At 44.7% G+C, this 18,909-nt stretch carries 30 protein-coding genes; 23 read left to right on the top strand and 7 right to left on the bottom strand.

The annotated features are described in order from the left end of the window. Window positions 1–101: 101 nt before the first annotated feature. Complete coding sequence (cbpB, locus tag ACI3E1_RS06340; protein WP_405024875.1) at window positions 102–572, top strand: cyclic-di-AMP-binding protein CbpB; 471 nt, start codon at window positions 102–104, stop codon at window positions 570–572. Window positions 573–709: 137 nt separating this feature from the next. On the opposite strand, the gene ACI3E1_RS06335 is transcribed toward cbpB, so the two are convergent. After that, window positions 710–1,666, bottom strand: coding sequence for a mechanosensitive ion channel family protein (locus ACI3E1_RS06335; RefSeq protein ID WP_405024822.1), 957 nt, complete (start codon window positions 1,664–1,666; stop codon window positions 710–712). Between the two features lie 136 nt (window positions 1,667–1,802). Here ACI3E1_RS06335 and ACI3E1_RS06330 point away from each other — a divergent pair, with 136 nt between their 5' ends. Further along, complete coding sequence (locus ACI3E1_RS06330) at window positions 1,803–2,249, top strand: DUF948 domain-containing protein (protein ID WP_405024821.1); 447 nt, start codon at window positions 1,803–1,805, stop codon at window positions 2,247–2,249. A gap of 12 nt (window positions 2,250–2,261) precedes the next feature. Continuing rightward, window positions 2,262–2,711 (top strand): hypothetical protein, encoded by a 450-nt coding sequence (locus ACI3E1_RS06325; RefSeq protein ID WP_405024820.1) that lies wholly within the window; start codon window positions 2,262–2,264, stop codon window positions 2,709–2,711. A gap of 108 nt (window positions 2,712–2,819) precedes the next feature. On the opposite strand, the gene ACI3E1_RS06320 is transcribed toward ACI3E1_RS06325, so the two are convergent. Beyond that, window positions 2,820–3,923: a M24 family metallopeptidase gene (locus ACI3E1_RS06320; protein WP_405024819.1), complete on the bottom strand. Its 1,104-nt coding sequence runs from the start codon at window positions 3,921–3,923 to the stop codon at window positions 2,820–2,822. Window positions 3,924–4,125: 202 nt separating this feature from the next. Between ACI3E1_RS06320 and ccpA the strand changes: the two genes are divergently transcribed. The 11 genes from ccpA to ACI3E1_RS06265 all read left to right on the top strand — a co-directional run bounded on the left by ccpA (window position 4,126) and on the right by ACI3E1_RS06265 (window position 11,344). Next, on the top strand, window positions 4,126–5,127 hold the full coding sequence (gene ccpA / locus ACI3E1_RS06315) for a catabolite control protein A (protein WP_405024818.1): 1,002 nt from the start codon (window positions 4,126–4,128) through the stop codon (window positions 5,125–5,127). 85 nt (window positions 5,128–5,212) lie between these two features. Next, a complete protein-coding gene (locus ACI3E1_RS06310) occupies window positions 5,213–5,944 on the top strand; it encodes a YebC/PmpR family DNA-binding transcriptional regulator (protein ID WP_405024817.1) in 732 nt (243 codons plus the stop codon). 147 nt (window positions 5,945–6,091) lie between these two features. Beyond that, complete coding sequence (comGA, locus tag ACI3E1_RS06305) at window positions 6,092–7,057, top strand: competence type IV pilus ATPase ComGA (RefSeq protein ID WP_405024816.1); 966 nt, start codon at window positions 6,092–6,094, stop codon at window positions 7,055–7,057. Then, on the top strand, window positions 6,966–8,054 hold the full coding sequence (locus tag ACI3E1_RS06300; protein WP_405024815.1) for a type II secretion system F family protein: 1,089 nt from the start codon (window positions 6,966–6,968) through the stop codon (window positions 8,052–8,054). The genes comGA and ACI3E1_RS06300 overlap by 92 nt, the downstream gene beginning before the upstream one ends. After that, on the top strand, window positions 8,054–8,359 hold the full coding sequence (locus ACI3E1_RS06295) for a prepilin-type N-terminal cleavage/methylation domain-containing protein (RefSeq protein WP_405024814.1): 306 nt from the start codon (window positions 8,054–8,056) through the stop codon (window positions 8,357–8,359). Before ACI3E1_RS06300 ends, ACI3E1_RS06295 begins: the two co-directional genes overlap by 1 nt. Then, entirely contained in the window at window positions 8,343–8,780 is a 438-nt protein-coding gene (locus ACI3E1_RS06290) for a prepilin-type N-terminal cleavage/methylation domain-containing protein (protein ID WP_405024813.1), read from the top strand. The genes ACI3E1_RS06295 and ACI3E1_RS06290 overlap by 17 nt, the downstream gene beginning before the upstream one ends. Beyond that, window positions 8,761–9,012 (top strand): hypothetical protein, encoded by a 252-nt coding sequence (locus tag ACI3E1_RS06285; protein ID WP_405024812.1) that lies wholly within the window; start codon window positions 8,761–8,763, stop codon window positions 9,010–9,012. Before ACI3E1_RS06290 ends, ACI3E1_RS06285 begins: the two co-directional genes overlap by 20 nt. Then, window positions 8,996–9,418 carry a hypothetical protein gene (locus tag ACI3E1_RS06280; RefSeq protein ID WP_405024811.1) on the top strand — a complete coding sequence of 141 codons (423 nt, stop codon included), beginning with the start codon at window positions 8,996–8,998 and terminating at the stop codon, window positions 9,416–9,418. The genes ACI3E1_RS06285 and ACI3E1_RS06280 overlap by 17 nt, the downstream gene beginning before the upstream one ends. 3 nt (window positions 9,419–9,421) lie before the next feature. Next, window positions 9,422–9,685 (top strand): hypothetical protein, encoded by a 264-nt coding sequence (locus ACI3E1_RS06275; RefSeq protein WP_405024810.1) that lies wholly within the window; start codon window positions 9,422–9,424, stop codon window positions 9,683–9,685. 57 nt (window positions 9,686–9,742) lie between these two features. Next, on the top strand, window positions 9,743–10,750 hold the full coding sequence (locus tag ACI3E1_RS06270) for a class I SAM-dependent methyltransferase (protein ID WP_405024809.1): 1,008 nt from the start codon (window positions 9,743–9,745) through the stop codon (window positions 10,748–10,750). Window positions 10,751–10,768: 18 nt separating this feature from the next. Next, the gene (locus ACI3E1_RS06265) at window positions 10,769–11,344 is read left to right on the top strand and encodes a YutD family protein (RefSeq protein WP_405024808.1); all 576 of its coding nucleotides are present in this window, start codon (window positions 10,769–10,771) and stop codon (window positions 11,342–11,344) included. Between the two features lie 119 nt (window positions 11,345–11,463). Here ACI3E1_RS06265 and ACI3E1_RS06260 read toward each other — a convergent pair whose 3' ends face one another. The 5 genes from ACI3E1_RS06260 to ACI3E1_RS06240 all read right to left on the bottom strand — a co-directional run bounded on the left by ACI3E1_RS06260 (window position 11,464) and on the right by ACI3E1_RS06240 (window position 14,376). Beyond that, window positions 11,464–12,549, bottom strand: a complete 1,086-nt coding sequence (locus tag ACI3E1_RS06260; protein WP_405024807.1) for a tyrosine-type recombinase/integrase — start codon at window positions 12,547–12,549, stop codon at window positions 11,464–11,466. Between the two features lie 68 nt (window positions 12,550–12,617). Beyond that, window positions 12,618–13,205 (bottom strand): DUF4352 domain-containing protein, encoded by a 588-nt coding sequence (locus ACI3E1_RS06255; protein ID WP_405024806.1) that lies wholly within the window; start codon window positions 13,203–13,205, stop codon window positions 12,618–12,620. Beyond that, the gene (locus tag ACI3E1_RS06250) at window positions 13,192–13,575 is read right to left on the bottom strand and encodes a transporter (RefSeq protein ID WP_405024805.1); all 384 of its coding nucleotides are present in this window, start codon (window positions 13,573–13,575) and stop codon (window positions 13,192–13,194) included. The genes ACI3E1_RS06255 and ACI3E1_RS06250 overlap by 14 nt, the downstream gene beginning before the upstream one ends. 45 nt (window positions 13,576–13,620) lie before the next feature. After that, on the bottom strand, window positions 13,621–14,046 hold the full coding sequence (locus ACI3E1_RS06245; RefSeq protein WP_405024804.1) for an ImmA/IrrE family metallo-endopeptidase: 426 nt from the start codon (window positions 14,044–14,046) through the stop codon (window positions 13,621–13,623). Next, complete coding sequence (locus ACI3E1_RS06240; protein WP_405024803.1) at window positions 14,047–14,376, bottom strand: helix-turn-helix domain-containing protein; 330 nt, start codon at window positions 14,374–14,376, stop codon at window positions 14,047–14,049. Window positions 14,377–14,570: 194 nt separating this feature from the next. Between ACI3E1_RS06240 and ACI3E1_RS06235 the strand changes: the two genes are divergently transcribed. From ACI3E1_RS06235 to ACI3E1_RS06195, 9 genes are all read left to right on the top strand, one after another. Continuing rightward, window positions 14,571–14,783, top strand: a complete 213-nt coding sequence (locus tag ACI3E1_RS06235) for a helix-turn-helix transcriptional regulator (protein WP_405024802.1) — start codon at window positions 14,571–14,573, stop codon at window positions 14,781–14,783. 41 nt (window positions 14,784–14,824) lie between these two features. Then, window positions 14,825–15,166 (top strand): DUF771 domain-containing protein, encoded by a 342-nt coding sequence (locus tag ACI3E1_RS06230; RefSeq protein ID WP_405024801.1) that lies wholly within the window; start codon window positions 14,825–14,827, stop codon window positions 15,164–15,166. Window positions 15,167–15,248: 82 nt separating this feature from the next. Continuing rightward, window positions 15,249–15,419 (top strand): hypothetical protein, encoded by a 171-nt coding sequence (locus ACI3E1_RS06225; protein WP_405024800.1) that lies wholly within the window; start codon window positions 15,249–15,251, stop codon window positions 15,417–15,419. Beyond that, window positions 15,400–15,639 (top strand): hypothetical protein, encoded by a 240-nt coding sequence (locus ACI3E1_RS06220; protein WP_405024799.1) that lies wholly within the window; start codon window positions 15,400–15,402, stop codon window positions 15,637–15,639. The genes ACI3E1_RS06225 and ACI3E1_RS06220 overlap by 20 nt, the downstream gene beginning before the upstream one ends. Continuing rightward, window positions 15,636–16,538: a DUF1351 domain-containing protein gene (locus tag ACI3E1_RS06215; RefSeq protein WP_405024798.1), complete on the top strand. Its 903-nt coding sequence runs from the start codon at window positions 15,636–15,638 to the stop codon at window positions 16,536–16,538. The genes ACI3E1_RS06220 and ACI3E1_RS06215 overlap by 4 nt, the downstream gene beginning before the upstream one ends. A gap of 2 nt (window positions 16,539–16,540) precedes the next feature. Then, the gene (locus ACI3E1_RS06210; protein ID WP_405024797.1) at window positions 16,541–17,275 is read left to right on the top strand and encodes a DUF1071 domain-containing protein; all 735 of its coding nucleotides are present in this window, start codon (window positions 16,541–16,543) and stop codon (window positions 17,273–17,275) included. Further along, window positions 17,253–17,924, top strand: coding sequence for a putative HNHc nuclease (locus tag ACI3E1_RS06205; RefSeq protein ID WP_405024796.1), 672 nt, complete (start codon window positions 17,253–17,255; stop codon window positions 17,922–17,924). Before ACI3E1_RS06210 ends, ACI3E1_RS06205 begins: the two co-directional genes overlap by 23 nt. Next, window positions 17,908–18,432 carry an NUMOD4 domain-containing protein gene (locus ACI3E1_RS06200; RefSeq protein WP_405024795.1) on the top strand — a complete coding sequence of 175 codons (525 nt, stop codon included), beginning with the start codon at window positions 17,908–17,910 and terminating at the stop codon, window positions 18,430–18,432. Before ACI3E1_RS06205 ends, ACI3E1_RS06200 begins: the two co-directional genes overlap by 17 nt. A gap of 12 nt (window positions 18,433–18,444) precedes the next feature. Continuing rightward, a complete protein-coding gene (locus ACI3E1_RS06195) occupies window positions 18,445–18,897 on the top strand; it encodes a single-stranded DNA-binding protein (protein ID WP_405024794.1) in 453 nt (150 codons plus the stop codon). The last annotated feature ends 12 nt before the right edge of the window (window positions 18,898–18,909 follow it).

Here is an 18,909-nt window from a genome sequence, read left to right as displayed (position 1 = left end):
TGAAGGGTTGTGACATGGAGCGCAACCCTTTTTTGTGACAATATGGTTTGAAATCAGGGATGATTTTTCGCTAAAATGGAGGGTGAATTGAGGTGGAGGGAATGTTATCCGCAACTGTTCGCCGTTTGTTAACGGCCCAAGAAAATAAATTCATGATCCCAGCTGATGTTGTTGCTAACGTGCAAGAGAACAATAACCTTGAGCATGCGTTACTGGTCCTGACAAAGATTGGGTACGCGAAAATCCCGGTATTAGATAGTGATGGCCGGTTTAAGGGATTGCTGTCCTTGCCGATGATTACGAATCAGATGCTGGGGTTAGACGGAATTGATACTACGGTTCTAGGAACAATGACCGTGCGGGACGTAATGGAGCGGAATGTAGCAACAATTAAGGTACCGTATGATGTTGAGGAAGTCTTACGGTTATTGATTGATCGGAATTTTTTGGTTGTCGTTGATGAGAAAAATTATTTTACGGGGATTGTTACTCGGCGTGAGGTAATGAAAAGCGTTAATTATATGGTTCATGCATTAGGAGAGCAGTATTCGCTTACGCTTAAGAAAAAATAAGAAATGCCGGGTTCTAAAACGAAAAAACGAGCGTGGTGGAAGTAGGTACCAGGGAATCAGATTGATTCGATGGTTTACAGACTTGCGCCACGCTTGTTTAGTTATTATTTGATGCCCCACCACGTAAGGGTAAAAGATTAGTAAGAGACGGGGGCTGTGCGGATATCAAAGCCCGCTTTTCGGAGGGCGATGATGTATTTTTCAAGGAATTGGCGTTGAATTTTTCCCTGAGCACCGTTCCGTGTTTTAATTTGAACCTGAATGGCAATGGCGCCGTTTCCCATATCAACCGTTCCGTTTAAGATGGGTTTTTGCCCAGCAATGATATCCGGGTACTGGGTTAGGTCGAGGTCGGCGTTGATTGCGGAGATAATTCGTTCCATCTTCGCAATATCCTGTTGTGGGTTAATGTATACGTTAATAAGGGCGAGCATATTATTCCGTGACATGTTGTTTACGATAGAGATGTTCCGGTTAGGAATAAAAGAAAGGGTACCGTCACTTGCTTGAATTTGCGTGGTTCGAAGCCCTACCGCTTTTACTTTACCGGTAATGGAGCCGATCTTAACGGTATCGCCGACCGCATATTGTTGTTCAATGAGGATGAAAAGGCCGGTAATGATGTCAGAAACCAACCCCTTAGCCCCAAGTCCAAGGGCAACGCTGACGATTCCAGCTCCAGCAATTAGGGTGCCCACCGGGATTCCTAGAACAGAAAGAATGGCGTATACGTAAAAGAACAGGATGACGTAGTGAAAAATATTTTGCAACAGGGTTTCAAGCGTTTTTAGTCGGCCCTGTGCTCGTAGCCGTTCAGCTGCTTCCTCAGGGGCTTCTTCGATCTTAGGAGCCGGTTTTTTAGCTGTGCGGGCGCGGCTAAAGGAATGTCCAATAATGCGCTTCCCAACGGAATTAACAATCAGAAAGAAGAGCGTGAGTAAAATAAGTGAAGCTACCAAAATAATGGCGTGGCCAATGATTTTATTCCAGTTAATACTCTGGATAAAATTAGTAAAGATGTTGGTTTGGTGGTGAACTTGCCGGTCAACTGTCTTTGTTACGGTTGTTGTTAGTAATAGGTTATTCCACTTCATTTAGATAGTCCTTTCATAATTCTTTCACGGGTAATCATACCAGTTTTATTAGGGAAGGGCGACAATTAAGCAGAATTGCAGTTTGGGGGAATAAATGATAGCCTAAGGGTGAATAAAAAGGATGGAGGAGAAGGCGATGGTATTAACCTTTGGCCAGTTAGCTGGTTTAATTGCAGCACTTGCATTTGTTGTTTTAGTAGTATTTATGTGTTTGGTGCTACATAAGCTTGGAAAAACGATTAACCAGTTATCAGCCACGCTTACAGACGTTACACACGAGGCGACGACTTTATCAGCCGATGCTGACCGGATTCTAAAAAAGACTGATGATTTAATGGCCGACATTAATGCCAAATCCCAAAAACTTGAACCGCTAGTTGATACGGCGGTGGCTTTAAGTAAGAGTGTTGATGATTTAAACACAGCAAGCCGGAAGATGGTGCACCATGTTGCGAGTGCCCGGGAAGAGGGGAGTAAGCTTAACTCAGCAGTTAAGCTTGGCAAAACTGTTTATAACGTCTACAGCGCAGTTGATCGGCACCGGCAGAAGAAGGCAGTAAAGGAGCAGTCAAAGAAGAAGTAGGAGGTTTTTAAAATGAGCAAAAAATTAGCGTTTGGTTTGGGAATAGTATCAGCGGCAGCGTACGTGGTGGTTAAGAATATGACCCCTGCTGAAAAGCAGATGGTGCGAGCACGGATTACGCAGGCAGCTACCAGTGTGAAGGAGACAGCTTTAAAATATGACCGGTACTTGCACGAATACCTAGCATCAGCTGAGTATCAGCATCAGCGACAGAATTGGGAAGCCCAACTTGTAAGGGCAAAGCAGACTGTTCGGATGGCTGCGACAACAATTCAGGAGCGGGTTGCTGCGGGAAAGCAGCCGGAAACAACTCCAGCTATTGCCCGGGAAGACTTATCTGAATCAACAACATCGTCGGACAGTGATGATCAACTGCAGGACGATATTATTTTAAAGACTATGCCGGCTAAGGAGGGGCAGCCAACTGAAACCTTCTATCCGAATGGTGAAGCTGCTGACTAATTTATGAAGAATAAAAGGGGTTGGAACCATAATGTTCCAACTCCTTTTACTATACCTATTTGCTCCATGCTAGGTGACGAAGCGATAAGGAGCACGAAGTTTGTATTGTTACCGTAGTGGAATGGTTTGTAATTCCTTTGGTGTATGAGTGAACGGAGCACACCCATCAGTTGTAATGTGAACGCAGTCTTCAATGCGAACGCCAGCATCTCCTGGAATGTAGATTCCTGGTTCAATTGAAAAACACATCCCCGGTTCGAGGACCATGTCGTTGCCAGCCATGATTGACGGAAATTCGTGCTCGCTCTGGCCCATTCCGTGGCCAAGCCGGTGAATGAAGTACTCGCCATAACCAGCTTTTTCAATAACCTGCCGCCCAATGTGGTCCAATTCAGCAGCCGTTATCCCGGGTTTAGCAGCGTCTTGAGCAGTAAGCTGGGCTTCAAGGCATACCTGGTAAATTTCTTTTAGATGATCATTAACCGGGCCGTACGCAACGGTTCGGGATGCATCGGAGATGTAGTCATCGCTGATAACGCCAAGGTCGAAAAGGCACAAACTATTCGGTTGAATAAGTTCTTTTTTAGGAGCACCGTGCGGATCAGCAGCGTTTGCGCCGCTTTGGATAATCGTATCAAAGCTCATTTGCATAATACCTTGTTTTTTGAGTTTGTACTCAATCTCAGCTGCAACGTCCTGCTCTGTGCGATTATTCGCCAGGGCCGCAAAGCCAATCTCAAACGCCTTATCAGCCCATTTGCCGGCGCACTCAAGTTTTGCGATTTCTTCTGGTGTTTTGTATAGGCGTTCGTGTTCAATTACTGGGGTTAAATCGGCCGCGACCGTCATTGTCGGGAAGTGGTCCTTGAGGGTTGCAAAGCGCGATAACGTTAAGTTGTTTTTTTGGACGGCCCACTTAGCTAGATGAGAGGTGCACTGGTTTAGGTGTTTAGTAATAAGTGCGAAGGCATCCTCGTGGTCTAAATACCCGTAAACAGGGAAACGCCATCCCGTTTCCTTAATTGCTTCCACCTCTAGTGCCGGGGCAAAGATAAATGGTTCGTGATCCGGGAAGATGAAGAGGGCAAGAACCCGTTCAATTGGATCACTGCCAAACCCTGTAAGGTACTTAATATCCGGAAATGCGCTGACGTATGCAACGTCTAGTTGGTTTTTTGCTAACCATTGTTGAATTGCTTTAATGTGTGTCATGCAACCACTCCTTTTTATTGATTGATTTTAGTATAGCATGTTAAAGGGCTACCAAAATGAAATGAAAAGGATGAAAATAAAACGTTTGCATTTCACGAGCGAAACTGCTAGATTAAAATACGTTAGGATGAAAGCAATTGAAAATTGACGGAGAGTAGTCCCAGAATCCAAATTACTTAATTAATGAAAGGAGCTTGTTTTTATGGAAAAACAAACCGTTACGATTTACGATGTCGCCCGCGAAGCAAGTGTTTCAATGGCAACGGTCTCCCGGGTAGTTAACGGGAACCCTAACGTTAAGCCATCAACCCGGAAACGGGTCTTAGACGTAATTGATAAGCTTGACTACCGGCCAAACGCCGTTGCCCGGGGCTTAGCAAGTAAGCGAACAACAACTGTTGGGGTAATTATCCCCGATGTTGCGAACGTTTATTTTGCGTCGCTTGCCCGTGGAATTGACGATGTAGCAACGATGTACAAGTACAACATTATTTTGGCTAATTCGGACGGGGGTGCCGAGAAGGGAATTCAGGTGTTTAATACCCTTCTTGCTAAACAGGTAGATGGAATTATCTTTATGGGAAACAACATTACTCCGGAATTACGGAGTCAGTTTGACCGGAGTAAAACGCCCGTTGTCATTGCCGGTTCGGTCGATGCCGATAACGCAATTGAAAGTGTCCACGTTGACTTTAAGGCGGCGTTTGCAGAAATTACAACAAACCTAATTAGCCGGGGGAACAAGCGGATAGCTCTGGTAACAGGGGCGGCGGACCAGCCGATTAATAAGGATTACCGGTTGCCAGGGTACAAGCAAGCTCTTGCGGCAAACGGTATTGAGTTTGATCCGGAACTAGTTTTTGAAACAACGAACAGCTATGAAGCGGGAGAAAAGTTGTGGCCGGCCTTAGCAGCGGCTCACGTAACGGCGGCTATTGTTGGTGATGATGAACTTGCTGCAGGTGTCCTGAATGGAGCCCGTGATGCTGGGGTATTGGTTCCTGATGAATTTGAATTGGTTACGGGCCAGGATACGAAATTGACGCAGATTGTCCGCCCAAGAATGTCATCATTAACGCAACCTCTTTACGATATTGGGGCCGTTTCAATGCGGTTGTTAACCAAAATGATGAATGATGAGGAAGTTGAGGATAAGACCGTTTTACTTCCGTTTGGATATGTTAAACGAGATACGACAAAGTAGTGGCGATATTGCGGATTTAGTCTGTTTTTGTTAGAATTAGAGTCGGCTTTGTGCTAATGATACTATTCGGAAAGAGGTTTTAGTCATGTCAGGACATTCAAAATGGCATAACATTCAGGGGCGGAAAAATGCCCAGGATGCTAAGCGTGGAAAGATTTTCCAGAAAATTACTCGTGAAATTTATGTTGCCGCTAAGGCTGGTGGTCCTGACCCAGATTCAAACCCACAGCTGCGGATGATTATTGACAAGGCCCGGGCAGCTAACATGCCGAAGGACAACATTAAGCGAGCAATTGATAAGTCAACGGGTGCCGGCGGCGAGAACTACGAGGAAATCACCTACGAAGGGTACGGTCCGGCAGGAGTTGCTATCCTTGTTCATGCGTTGACTGATAATCGTAATCGGACTGCTTCTGCCGTTCGGGCGGATTTTAACCGGAACGGGGGGAACCTTGGTGAAAGTGGGTCCGTTAGTTTTATGTTTGACCGAAAAGGTTACATTGCCATTGCCCGGGAAGACCTTGATGTTGATGAAGATACCATGTTTGAAGATGTGATCGATGCGGGGGCAGAAGACCTCCAGACGTCTGATGATGTTTTTGAAGTTTACACTGATCCTAAGGCGTTCCCTGACGTGCGGGATGCCCTGCAAAAGAAGTATGATCTTGCAACGGCCGAGATTACAATGGTGCCACAAAATACGGTCGCCGTTCCGGCCGAAAGGGTTGAACAGGTCCAGCGGTTAATTGATCGGCTGGAGGATGAGGACGATGTTTCTGATGTTTACACGTCCGCTGAATTCCCGGATGAGGATTAGGTTGAATTAAGGGGGCACCGTAGGTTTCCTACGGTGCCCCCCTTATACTAAATTGGTGCAGAGCTAAAAAATAATTGCGAAAGTTACGTGGGAGTGTGCGAACACTCCTACTTTTTTTCTTAGTTATATGGTGAGGGGGTGAACAGAATGAAGATGAATATTGACAGGATTATTCAAGCGGCGTTACGGCAGCGGGCGACTGATGTCTACTTAACGCCGGTTGGGAACGAATATGGTCTCCGGTTTAATGTGTGCGGAAGAATCGTGGAAAATCAATCAATCGGGGCGGATGAAGCACGGCGGATGATTAACCTGTTAAAATATCGGGCGAACATGGCACTTGGCGAACGCCGGCGTCCCCAATTGGGGGCGTTAACGATACGAATTGATGATGTTCCGGTTTTTTGTCGGTTATCAACAGTTGGTGATTTTCGTGACCGGGAAACATTGGTAATTCGGGTAATAACCCGGCTTCGCGGAGCGCTTGAAAGTCGTTATTTCTTGCCATCCCAGTTAACCCGTATTCGGCATGCATGTCGGCAACGGGGATTGGTACTATTCACGGGCCCGATGGGAGCAGGAAAAACAAGTGCGATGTATGATTTTGCCCGTGAGTTTGCTACCCGCCAGGTCTTTTGTATCGAGGATCCGGTTGAAATTTATGAACCTCGGTTTGTTCAGGTCCAGGTAAATGAAGCAGCAGGGATGACGTATGCGCAGCTTCTGAAACTTGCTTTGCGACACCATCCGGAAGTTTTTATTATTGGAGAGATTCGTGATGAGGAAACTGCGCAGGTGGCACTTAATGCGGCGTTAAGCGGTCATTTAGTGCTTAGTACACTTCATGTTCGATCAGCAGCAGGGACCCCTGCAAGGTTACGAAACCTGGGATTACGGGATGCGGATATTACACTTGCCTTGCGGTTGGCGTGTTATCAGCGGTTAATTCCCACAACCACGCACGATTTAAAAGTTCTTTTTGACTTTTACGATGGTTCAGATGGAAGGGGGTATCAGGAAGATGATTCGGCTAAGTGGCAGTCTGAACTTGCACGCTGTGTTGCAAAGAAATTGGTTTCACCGGCAGTGGCGGCTGAATTCCGCTACGGGTAAACATTGGACTCTTAAACAGCAAGGCCGATTTTTTACGGTAATTAATGATTTTTTGCAGGAAGGTTTCACCTTGCGCCAGGCCCTGGGAGGAGTTCGTCAGGTAATGCCCCGGTTGGCATCGGATATTAATAGGGTTGAACGCCAGTTAGATGCCGGGGACTCTTTTAGTACAGCCATTCGACCACAAATTGGGATTGCGCCGTACCTGCACTTGGCTTTGGCTGAAGACCACGGGTGTTTGAAAGTTACGGTTACCGTTCTTGCAAGGGAACTTTCCCGCCGTTATGAATACCGGCGGCGTATTTGCGGTTTGTTGGCTTATCCGTGTGGCTTATTAGTAATGCTGTTGAGTATTATCGGTGCGGTACATTGGTGGTTAATGCCAATGCTTCACCAGTTTGTTCCACCGCGGCAATCTTCAACGCTTGATTGGACATTGGTAGTTCGAATAATTATGGGAGCTATTTTGTGCAGCGGCGGGGTATATTGCAGTCGGATAGTTATCTGGTGGTGGCGCCAGCGTTCATTAAACCGCCATATTTGGTACAGCCAGTTACCGATCATTGGTCGCTTTTATCGGTACTACTGTGCGTACATTATTAGTTTTAATCTAGGTCAGTTATTAGTAAGCGGACTTGAACTTGCGCAGGTTGGTGAATTGTTGTTACGGTTTCCCTCAGGTAGTGTTCTTTATCAGCTTGGAGCAGAGTTTACCCAGACAATGATGGTGGGAAAGGCGATTAGGAATTTTACTGAACAAATCCCTTTTATCCCCGATGAAATTGCGACCTTTTTTGAGCGGGGTCAGGCAACAAGAACAACCGGACAAGCGCTTTTGATGTTTGCTGATGTAAGTTATCGTCGATTTGTGCAGGCGCTTGACCGCTTATTAACGTGGATTCAGCCGCTTTTCTTTATTGTGATTGCGGTGTTGATTATTGGAACTTACGTGGCAATTTTAGTTCCACTATATTCGAGTATTGGGAGGATAAATTGATGTTTAAAAAACGGGTACCGGCGTTTACGCTGATTGAAATGACGGTTGTTCTTTTTATCATTAGCCTATTGATTTTAATCGTGCTGCCCAATTTAAGTGCGCAACGGAAAGGAGCTAATAAGGTAAATAATCATGCTTTGCAAACGGAGCTTAATACTCAAGCGCAGCTTTATATGCAGGCCCACAATATTGATAATCCCCGCAACGTTCACCTGAAAGAACTGCAGGATGAGCATTATTTATCAGCGGCGCAGGTGAAAAAAATTAATGCGGAAGGGTTAAAGATTGATGGGACGACGGAGTAAACCGGGATTTACGTTAATTGAGACGACCATTGTTCTTCTAATTGTCACTATACTTGCGGGAATGGTTACTGTAGGGCCGGGAAAACGGTGGCAGGCTGCCTGGCAGGAACGGTGGTTTTTTAAACGGTTTAATGCTATCTGGATTGAGACTGTGACTAATCCCCGGTTGCTTCAGACGAACAAAACAGTCGTCTTTACGAAAAATCAAGTGCGGTTTATCGTTGATCAACATGAGTGCCACGTAATCGCTGTCCCAGCATCACTGCACCTGTTGCGGTATCAGGTGGTGAAAGTTGCACCCAGCGGAAGCGTAACGCCAGTAACGGTATGCTATCAAAGCCCGTCAAATAGGTGCAATAAGGTGCTTGTTTTTCAATTAGGATATGGAGGGCAATATAAGTATGAGGAAATTCAACGGTAAGCAAAGTAATGGTTTCTTATTAGTTGAGGCCGTTACTGGATTAGTATTGCTGGGAGTAACGCTTGAGATTACTGCGTTTTTTGGTAGTGCTCTTTTGCATGAAACCCGGCAAGCATACGGAGAGCTTCATCGCGCCCAATTGATGGATGAGCGGGTTCACCACATCGATGTCCACCAACAGCGGCGGATAGTGATAACAGATCGGAGCGGGAAAAATGAGATTACGTGGTAGCGCGGCCTTTACGTTGGTAGAAACGATAATTACCCTGCTAGTTGTTGCGGTGATCGGAACGAGTGCGGGGGTTACTATTCGTTGGTTAGGGACTCAGGAACGGTTTTTGCAACCAACGGTTCTTACATGGCATTCTTTTTGCCGTTTATTAACCGATGATCGGTTTCGCTTTAAGGTCGATCGGGTTATGACTCACGAACTGCATTTAATCAGTTTAGAAGATCACCAGCGCTATGATTTTGAATGGCGCGGGAATGAAATTCGAATGTATCGTTTGGGGCATGGTTATATGCCAATTTTACGAAATGTGACGGCGTTTAAAACCGTTGCACATCCGCCTATTATTCAACTGGACGCAATGGTTGATCACCGTCATTATCAAGCAACATTGTATATGAGGGAGTAAGAAATGCGGGGATTTACGTTTTATTTTAGTATGGTTGCGATCATTACCGTGACGGGGGTTTTATTGGGATTAACGATAATTGACCGGGGAATAATTATGGGGATGAAAGAACAGACCAATTACTACATTGCACGGGCGCTGGCAACGCTTGCTATTCGGCGAAAAGAAAATGGTAAGTTAGTAACTAATAGAGGAACAGTTGATGTTCAGAATAATGTCGTTACTGTGCGGCTTCGAGAAGGGCCGGTAATTCAGTTTAAGCGTTAGGGAAGGGTGTGATAGAATAAGCGGTAGTTATCTTATTTGAAATGGAGCTGGGCTTAAGTGGCGCTTGAAGACGTAAAGAAAGAATACGCGAAGATTGTTGCGGTGGTAAAAACGTTGCAGGATACGCTAGATATTTCGTACTTTGACGCGCTAATTGAAACAGCTGACAATCTGGCGGCCGGTGAGGTGCACGTTGAAGATGGTCAGCCAAGCGAAGAGGTTCAGCATCAGTTGCTTGAACGGTATCAGAAAATTCATTTAGATTCCTTTTCACGGGATGAAGCCCGGCAGTTACTTCAATTGTTAATTTTAAATGCGTACCGTGAGGAACGAGTTCAGGCTAACCACCAGATGACGCCAGACACGGTTGGAATTCTGGTGGAGTACGTGATTGAAAAAATTATTCCTCATAAAGATTTGCAAATTCTTGATATTGCTGTTGGAACGGGTAATTTGTTAATGACCGTTGTTAACCGTCTTCAAACTGTAAGTGATCACCAGATAACTGCATACGGGGTTGATAACGATGATACACAATTAGCACTTGCCGGCGTGATGGCGGAGTGGGGACAAGCACCCGTTGAACTGATTCATCAGGATGCGATTAGCCAGTTGATGGTTCCACAAACTGACCTAGTAATTGGTGACCTTCCCGTTGGGTATTATCCGATCGATGAACGGACGGCTACGTACGAAACAAGGGAGTCTGCAGGGCATTCCTATGTTCATTATTTAATGATCGAGCAGGCGCTCCGTAATCTTGTTCCGGGTGGATGGGGTGTTTTTATTGTTCCCGTCAATTTGTTTAGTGACGAACATGCGCAACGTCTTTTGGAGTATATCAAGGAAGTTGGGTATCTTCAGGGAATGTTGGGGTTACCCGCTGATTTATTCCAAACAGAGGTTGCCCGGAAGGCGGTCTTGATTATTCAAAAGCAGGGAGGAAATGCTAAGCAAGCCCCCCAGATTCTTTTAGGTGATTTTCCCTCCTTTAAGGATAAGGAAGAATTTCATAAATTTTTGAACAGCATTACGCAGTGGGAACGACAATCCTTTACGAAATAGTAAAGAGGGAGATCTAAAGTGAAAAACACCGAAAAAAAAGAACGGCGAGCCGCTCAAATTGCAAAGAAGAATGAGCGCATTAAGGAACAGGCCAGTGAGCTTATTATGCAAAGTGATACGCGAATGTTGATTGACGGTCGTCCTTACGAATTGGTTAAAAATTATAGAGATGGTTTTCAGGTTGAAAAGCTCCAGGAACGTTTTAGTCATGTTTTAACGAAATATGACTACATTGTTGGTGACTGGGGATACGATCAGCTCCGGCTACGGGGATTCTATCGTCACGGGAGTAAATTCGGATCGTCCACGCAGAGTATTGATTTGTTGGAGGATTACCTGACAGAGTATTGTAATTTTGGGTGTGCGTATTTTGTTCTTCATAACTTAGATGTTCAGGTTCCTAAAATGCCTCGGCATCGTCGACGGCAAGGGAGTAACATTCGGTGTCGTGTAAATAAGCGCCAGCCGTCAAAGGGCTATGCAATTCATCGTAGAGAAAAGTCAACGCCTTCATCTCCCCGGAATGGTTCTCGTCCGGAAAATGGAAGGCGACACTTTACTATTCAACAAAAGGAAAACCGAACAAAACAATAGGTAATTAGTAAAAACAGTGTTGCCAAGAATGTTGGTGTGCGCTTGTTTTGGTTCGTCTGAAACATACAAATTTAATGATATTTATCACTGCCTTTTGCTAATGACGGTCAAAATGACGGTCAATGTTTCAACCCGTCTAGTAGGCGTTCAATTTGTTCATCGCTTTTTACCTGATATTCGTCTATTAAGTATGCGTAGTATTTGGAAGTAGTAGTCATATCAGTGTGTCCTAACCGCTTACTTATTGCGTATAAATCAACCCCGCTGTAAAGCAGGAAAGCAACGTGTGAATGACGCAAACTGTGGAAATGGAAACCTTGTTTGACTATTCCGGCTTTCTTCATTGCTAGGCGGAGAGTTGCATTCGCCGCTACGGAAGAAGGTGGCACACCGTCAGAGGTTTTGGCAAAAACCATTTGACTATTGTTTGCCCGTAATTTTTTTAAGCAGTCCAGTAGGTCGGCGTTTACCCGAATAGTGCGGTTGCTTCCTTCCGTTTTTGTGCTTTTAAATCGGCTATCTAAAAAGTCCCACGCTTTGTTGACGTTAATAGTTTTCTGCTTAAAATCAATATCTTCCCAAGTTAAAGCGCCGATTTCACCGATACGCATGCCGGTATAAATTGCGGTTAAAATCATAAAGCGAGAAGGAGCTTCTGGTGTTAGGTGTTTCTTTATCTCATCAATAAGACACATAATCTCATTAACATTCATGTATTCTACTTTTCGAGTTCGTTCTTTGTTAGCGGTCAAAATCACTTTTTGAGTGAAATCTTGCGTAATATATCGGTCATAAATAGCTGAATTAACGCACGCCCTAATGATTGAATTAACTTTTTGCATTGTACCCGGAGAATGATTTTTGCCGTGTTTGTTTATAAAACGTTGATAATCACGCCGGGTGATTTTATCAATTCGTTTATTCAGATTTCTGTGTAATAGTTTACTAACAATTTGATATTGCTTAATCGTGGGGGTGGCAAGGTTGCTTTCCTTATACGTTTTGAACCAATCGTCAAAATAATCAGGAAACGAGATATTAGTCGGTCGTTTCCCGTTGTTTAACTTGTTCTCCATATCGACAGCATAGCGCTTTGCTTCTGACTTGGTTTTAAACCCGCCTTTAGCCACTTCTTTTTTTATCCCATTATCATAGTATGTTATCCGTGCTTGCCATTTATTGCCACGTTTGCGGTAGAACGCCATTGTCATCCCTCCTGAACGTATGTTCGATTAAATCGCTAAATGAACTCCCCAAATAGGGGAGTATTTTTCTATTTACCGTTGATTAACAAAACATGAACTTTTTTATTATCGTTTAACGTATCTGGTTGATAAGTTAAAGTAGTTTTATTTCCCTTTGAATTAACAGGTACCTGTCCAACTAAGTCCTTGGTTAGCGAAGCTCCCTTATCAAGGTCACCACTTCCCATTTCGTCAATTCCATTCATAGAAACAATATCAGGTGTCTTTGAATTGCCGTTAGTGTCAAAGTTCCAGTCTAATTCGTTGTAGGAGATTGAACCGTGACTATGGTTATTGATAGTGACGTTGGCAACTATATAACGTTTGCCATTGTCAGGCTGATTAACGTCGTCACCTTTAACGAAACGGATATTGTTAACTCTAACAGAAACGCCATTACTTAGTTTTATGGTGTTACCAACAGCAAAATCTTTGTGGAACGCATTTGCGGTGTGCTTCTTAGTGGACTTATGAGCAACCGTGTGTGTATGTGTAGAATGATTGCTTGATGAATTGTCATCAGGACTACTGAATAACTTAAATGCGCCAACAAAAACAACTACGACGATAATCGCCCAAAACCACCAGAGTTCATACCACTTTCTAGTCTTGTTCATGTGTGTTTCCTCCGTTGTTCTTAGCAGGGTGTTGTTGGAATAAGAATACGCAGGAAATAACTAATAGGATAATAGCTGGAAATGCAAGGGCAGCAGTTAAACCAAAGCAGACACTTCCGATTGTTCCTAAGATACCGCCCGTCATTTTAATTCCGTACTTATGAGATTGGTAAATGCAGATAGCATTCAAAACGACGCCGACCCAAGCCATAGCGTAGAATAAACCAGCAGCTCCGTTGGTTGCTCCACTTGTAGCTCCGAAAGCGTCTGAGAACGCTGCTCCAAAAATGACAAACCATGAAATGGCAAATAAAACGCAGTTCACGATGTTTAAAATCGCAGTCCACGTATTGATTTTCAGCTTCTTCACTGAAAATCACCCCCTAAACAAGTTGTTTCGTAGCTTTTAACGTCTTCAACTGTTGGACGATAGATAATCCTTTATTCGTTCTCTTACCAGGCCTTCAAGATGAGCTGGTATCGACAAACATTCCATTAAGTCGTTAGCGTTCACTTTAGAGCTATCCCTTTCTCTAAAGTAGAGCGGCAGAAGCAGGCTAATCGCTAATGAGTTTGCTTCACGTTCAATTCTTACCCGGCTTCCGTATGTAGCGTGATAGAATGCAATGTCACAATCTGAATGTAGTAGAACGTGTCCGATTTCGTGTGCTAACTGAAATGGTATCTCACGTTCGTTATGCCACTGGTTGTTCATTACTATTCGCCTTGCACAAGATAACGAACAGGGTGGCGTATATTTATCCAAATCATCAACCCAGTAAATACGAATGCGATGTTGCTTGGCTATCCCTTCCAAGTGGTCACGCACAATTTCGTCCATTTACTTGTCCCCATATTCTCCTGTTTCCAAAATGTGTTTAATTAATTCAATATCACGCTTTGGTATTTTCTTTCCTTCGTAAGTAAAAATATCTTCATCGCTGTTCAAATAGGCTAAATCAGGAGTAGTTTTACCTTCTTGTACCCCTAATAAATAATCCGCCGAAACACTGAACAGGTTAGCTAATTGCTTAATGGCTTTGCTAGATGGTTCTGCCTTGCCTTTTTCCCATGCGGTTATTGTTGGTTGAGAAACATGTAGTAACTTTGCCAATTCCACTTGAGAATATCCGTGTTGTTTCCTCAAGGCATGTAATTTATCAGATAACATCTACTTCCCTCCCAACAAAATAATTAATAATGAAATTGCTATTTTAATAACCTAACTTAGTATAAATGAAGCTCAAGCCCTTGGCAACAACAATTAATAAGATATTCTCTCTGATAAATATTATTTATAATTTAGTGTTGCTTTTTATAAACTATGATGATATTATAATAATCGTCAAAAGGAGGTGCCTAAAAATGATTTATCGACTAAAGGGTATGCGAATTACCGAAGGTTTCACTCAAATAGAATTTGCAAAGGCGTTAGGAGTCACGCAAACTGCTGTGTCGGCATGGGAAACAGGGCGTGTAGTCCCAAGTACAAAGAATATTAAGAAAATTGCAGAAGTGCTTAATAAGCCGATTGATGAGATTTTTTCGCTCTTCAATATAGATAAAGTTATTAATTAGCACGAAAAATACAAAAAGTTGTTAATAAAGAGGGTGATTATGTGCAAACATTAGAAGCTCACGTATCAATCAAAGTTCCCGAAGAATACGTGCTAGTCAAGAAAGCTGAATTGCAAGAATTGAAAGACCAGACAGAACAGGGTGTAACGTGGGGGCTTGCTGATATGAAGCGAGAGTTACACATTCCAAAATCATTGCCATGGATAAGGGAGGCTGTGCTTAAACCGAACCGCCAAGAGATTGACAGGAAGAATGGTGGTTGGTGTGTGTTCGGTGAAGGTACGGGTCACCGTTATTCCGTTCAGCCAAGCGGAGCGAGGAAGTGGTTTGAAGAAAACTGGAAGCGAATTGATTGGGACGAACCCTTGGAGGGTTACGAATGAAGATCACGTGGAAGGACGTAGTTGCGATTGTCGTTGGTTTAATTCTGGGGTTGCTTATCCCGAAAGATTAGGAGGACAAAACATGAATTGGAGATTTGCTTCATTACTGGTTAGTGCATTTACGTTGGGAGCGTCATTCGTTATGCTGTTCAGCTATGTAACGTGCTTTTACGGATTGGGCATGATGATTGGTTTAATCGCTGGTTGGTTGGGCTACTTTTGGGGGCGGTCAGATGAAGCACGAGAGCATTAAAAAAGCCACCGCTTGGGACGGTGGCTGGAAAAACAAAAACTTCATCAGTGAGTTTATGCCAAAAAAATTACAGTGTCAATATTTTTTCGGCGGGCTGCACCGAATGATGAAGGGATTATCGCCAAAAAAGCAGAACTTACTGCTAGAAACACTAATCACGATTAACAAAGGAAATGAATTTGAGCAAATAGCGCTACATGAACGGAGGAATACAAAATGAACGAACTTACAGCACAGCCGAAAGTCACGTATACCCCGGCGAAAATCGAACTGAACAATCACGAGAAGATTGCGGAGCTGGTTAAGCAAGCGGTCGAAAAGTATGACGGACTGGTGGTAACGCCGGAAACGTTGTCGGAATGCAAAGCGTCACGGGCAGAGCTAAACAAGCTGATTAAAGCCCTGAACCAGAAGCGCATTGATATCCACAAGGAATACGAGAAACCGTACAACGAGTTCAAAAAGCAGATTGACGGTTGGACGAACGAGCTTTCAGTGGTGGTTGCCCAACTCAAGGACGGCATTAGCGTCGAAGAAGAAAAAGAGCAGGAAGAACGAAAAGCGGTAGTGGAACAGCTGATTGCTGAAATGAGTGTGAACTATCACGTACCAGCTGAAAACATCGAAATCGCTAAGAGTTGGTTAAACAAGGGTATGTTCACCAAGACGATGAAGCCAGCGAAGAAGCTACTTGAAGCCGTTAAGGGTGCGTTTGATGTAGCACTGCACAAAAAGGACGCAATCGAAACTGTCCGCCGGTACGCTCACAACATGCACGTTGACGCTGAACCGTACGTCCGTCCGATGTTAGCGCCGGAATGGAACGGAATTGCCAGCGATGTAATGGCGCTGATTGATGAGGATTGTGAGAAGCGGGAAGCATTGGCAGAAGCAGATCGGGAACAGGTTGAAGCGCAAAAAGAGCAGTTGGTCAAGACCAGCAATGGAGAATTAGTCAATCAAGAAACAGGCGAACACGTTCAAGAGATACAGCAAGTTACTTTCACGCTGGAGGGGACGAAGGAAGCCATTGATAAGGTCGCCCAAGCAATCATTGAGAGTGGCGCACAAGTCACTTATAAGACCAGTCGAAAAACTATCCTGAAAGGGGCTGAATAACCATGACGGCAAGTAAGCGGGAAGAAATCATCAAGAAGTTGTCAGCAGTGGACGTTAGCGCATTCCTGAAAGAGAAGATGAAGCTGTCGTACTTGAGCTGGGCAGACGCATGGCGTATCTTAACCGGTTTATATCCGAATAGCACTTACGAAATCAAGGAATATCCGCAGTTTGAAGTGGTAGACGGGAAAGCAGTTCAGATTGGGACAACTGATTACCGGCTGACAAATGCGGGGTGTGAGGTTTCGGTGACAGTCAACATTGACGGCGAAGCATTTTCGATGAGCCTGTACGTCATGGATAGTCGGAACAAGGCGGTCAAGCAACCAGACTATGCCCAGATTAACAAGACACAAATGCGGTGCTTAGTTAAGGCGATTGCGTTAGCTGGTTTGGGGCTGAACGTCTACGCTGGCGAAGATATACCGACTGATGAGAGCTTGAAGCGGAATGGCGTGGATAAAGAGAGCCAGCAGAAACAAGTGGAGCTGAAAGCCAAGCGTCAAGCGTACACAAGGATGTTACGTCAAGCCACTGGCGGTGATAAGAAGCTGGCGCAGATGTTCCAACAACGGGCGCAGAAAGTTGCCAGTGAAATGGACGCTACGTTTAGCGCAATGGAGCCATTACAAAAAGCTACATTGATGATTAAGGCACTAAACAAGGTTATTGCCGAACAGCAACAGGCGCAACAAGAAGCCGGGGGCGTAAGCGATGAAACCGAGTTCCCAATCTAGTTTTTACGGTACGTTGGAGAGCGTTGCTGGCAAAACGTTGTCAGTTGCTTTGGCAGACGATTTAGACCTTGCAAAAGTAAATAGATTAGCGAACGGAAGAAAGCCTGTAATCGAGCTGAAAGTGGCAGACGGGAGGGTAATTAGTCCGGAGCAACGTAAGCTGTTCTTCGCCTTGCTTCGTGATTACTGCGACTACACCGGTTATCTCATGACGGAAGCCGAAGATATGTTCAAGTGGATCACCGAGCGGACGTTCCAGCTACAACCGTTCAGCATGAGCGATTGCAGTGTTAGTCAAGCAAACATGATTATTAGCGTGCTGATTGAATACATGTTTGAGTACGATATTCCGTTCAAGTACAAGACGTGGCAGAGCATTCCGGACTACTTCCCAAAGCAAATGTTGTGTTTGCGAAAACGGCGGTGTGTGATTTGTGGGCGACCGGCTGACCGAGCGCACGTGTTCGCCGTTGGCATGGGACGCAACCGAGAAAAGATTCATCACGGCGGGAATTACGTCATGAGTTTGTGCCGAGCTCATCACACGGAACAGCACAAAATCGGCATTAAGCAATTTATCGAGAAGTACCATATCAAGCCAGTCAAAGTTAATCGGGAGGTGGCGAAGCAAATTGGTTGGGAATATTGAGCGCTGGAAGGATATTCCGGGTTACGAAGGACTGTATCAGGTATCAGACTATGGGCGGGTTCGCATGGAGAGCAACAACCGCATGTTAAAGCCGTTCAATAACGGCAACGGTTACCTCCGTATCAAGCTGAATAATGATAGCGGACGGCGAGCGTTCTACGTTCACAAGTTGGTTCTAGCAACATTTAGCGATAAACCACTGAATTATCCGCTGGAGGTTAACCACCGGAACGAGGTGAAGAGCGACAACCGGTTGACGAACCTTGAGTGGGTAACCAGACGAGAAAACATGAATTATGGTACAGCGCATATACGCATTGTACGAGCACTCCAGCGTCCTTGTGTTCTGGTAGGAAACGGACAGGCGATGTATTTCAGTGGCGAGAATGAGGCGTCACGGGCGTTAGGACTGCATTGTGACGCAGTTAGTGGTGCATTATCCCACGGCTACAAGGTTAGCGGATATGTAGTGAAACGTATCGACAGAAAAGAAATGGCAACAATCTAGGAGGGCAGAATCATGAATATCACGGCATTAGTTGGGCGATTAACGAAAGACCCAGAACTGCGATACACGCAGAGCGGGACGGCAGTGTGTGAGTTTACGCTGGCTGTTCCGCGGGACTTTAAGAATGCACAAGGTGAGTACGAGAGCGACTTCATCCGTTGCATTGTCTGGCGCAAGAGCGCAGAGAGCTTTGCTAACCATTTTCATAAGGGTTCCCGGACGCAAGTAACCGGACGTATTGAAACTGGAAGCTACGAGGACAAGAACGGGAACACGGTCTACACGACAAAGGTGGTTGTCGAAAATTGGGGGTTCATTGATACGAAAGCCGAAAACGACCAGTACCGGCAGAGTAATGGGAACCAGAGCAATAACCAAACGCAAAGCAACCAACAAGGCGGAGGTTCTGAATGGACGCAAGGCGATGACACAACCACGATTTCTGACAAAGATTTGCCGTTCTAAAGGGGGAGATTT

This window comes from Ligilactobacillus sp. LYQ139 (assembly GCF_045033025.1).
Taxonomy (GTDB): Bacteria; Bacillota; Bacilli; order Lactobacillales; family Lactobacillaceae; genus Ligilactobacillus.
Note: the sequence above shows the minus strand (reverse complement) of the source record. Positions and strands in the feature narration are given on the sequence as shown.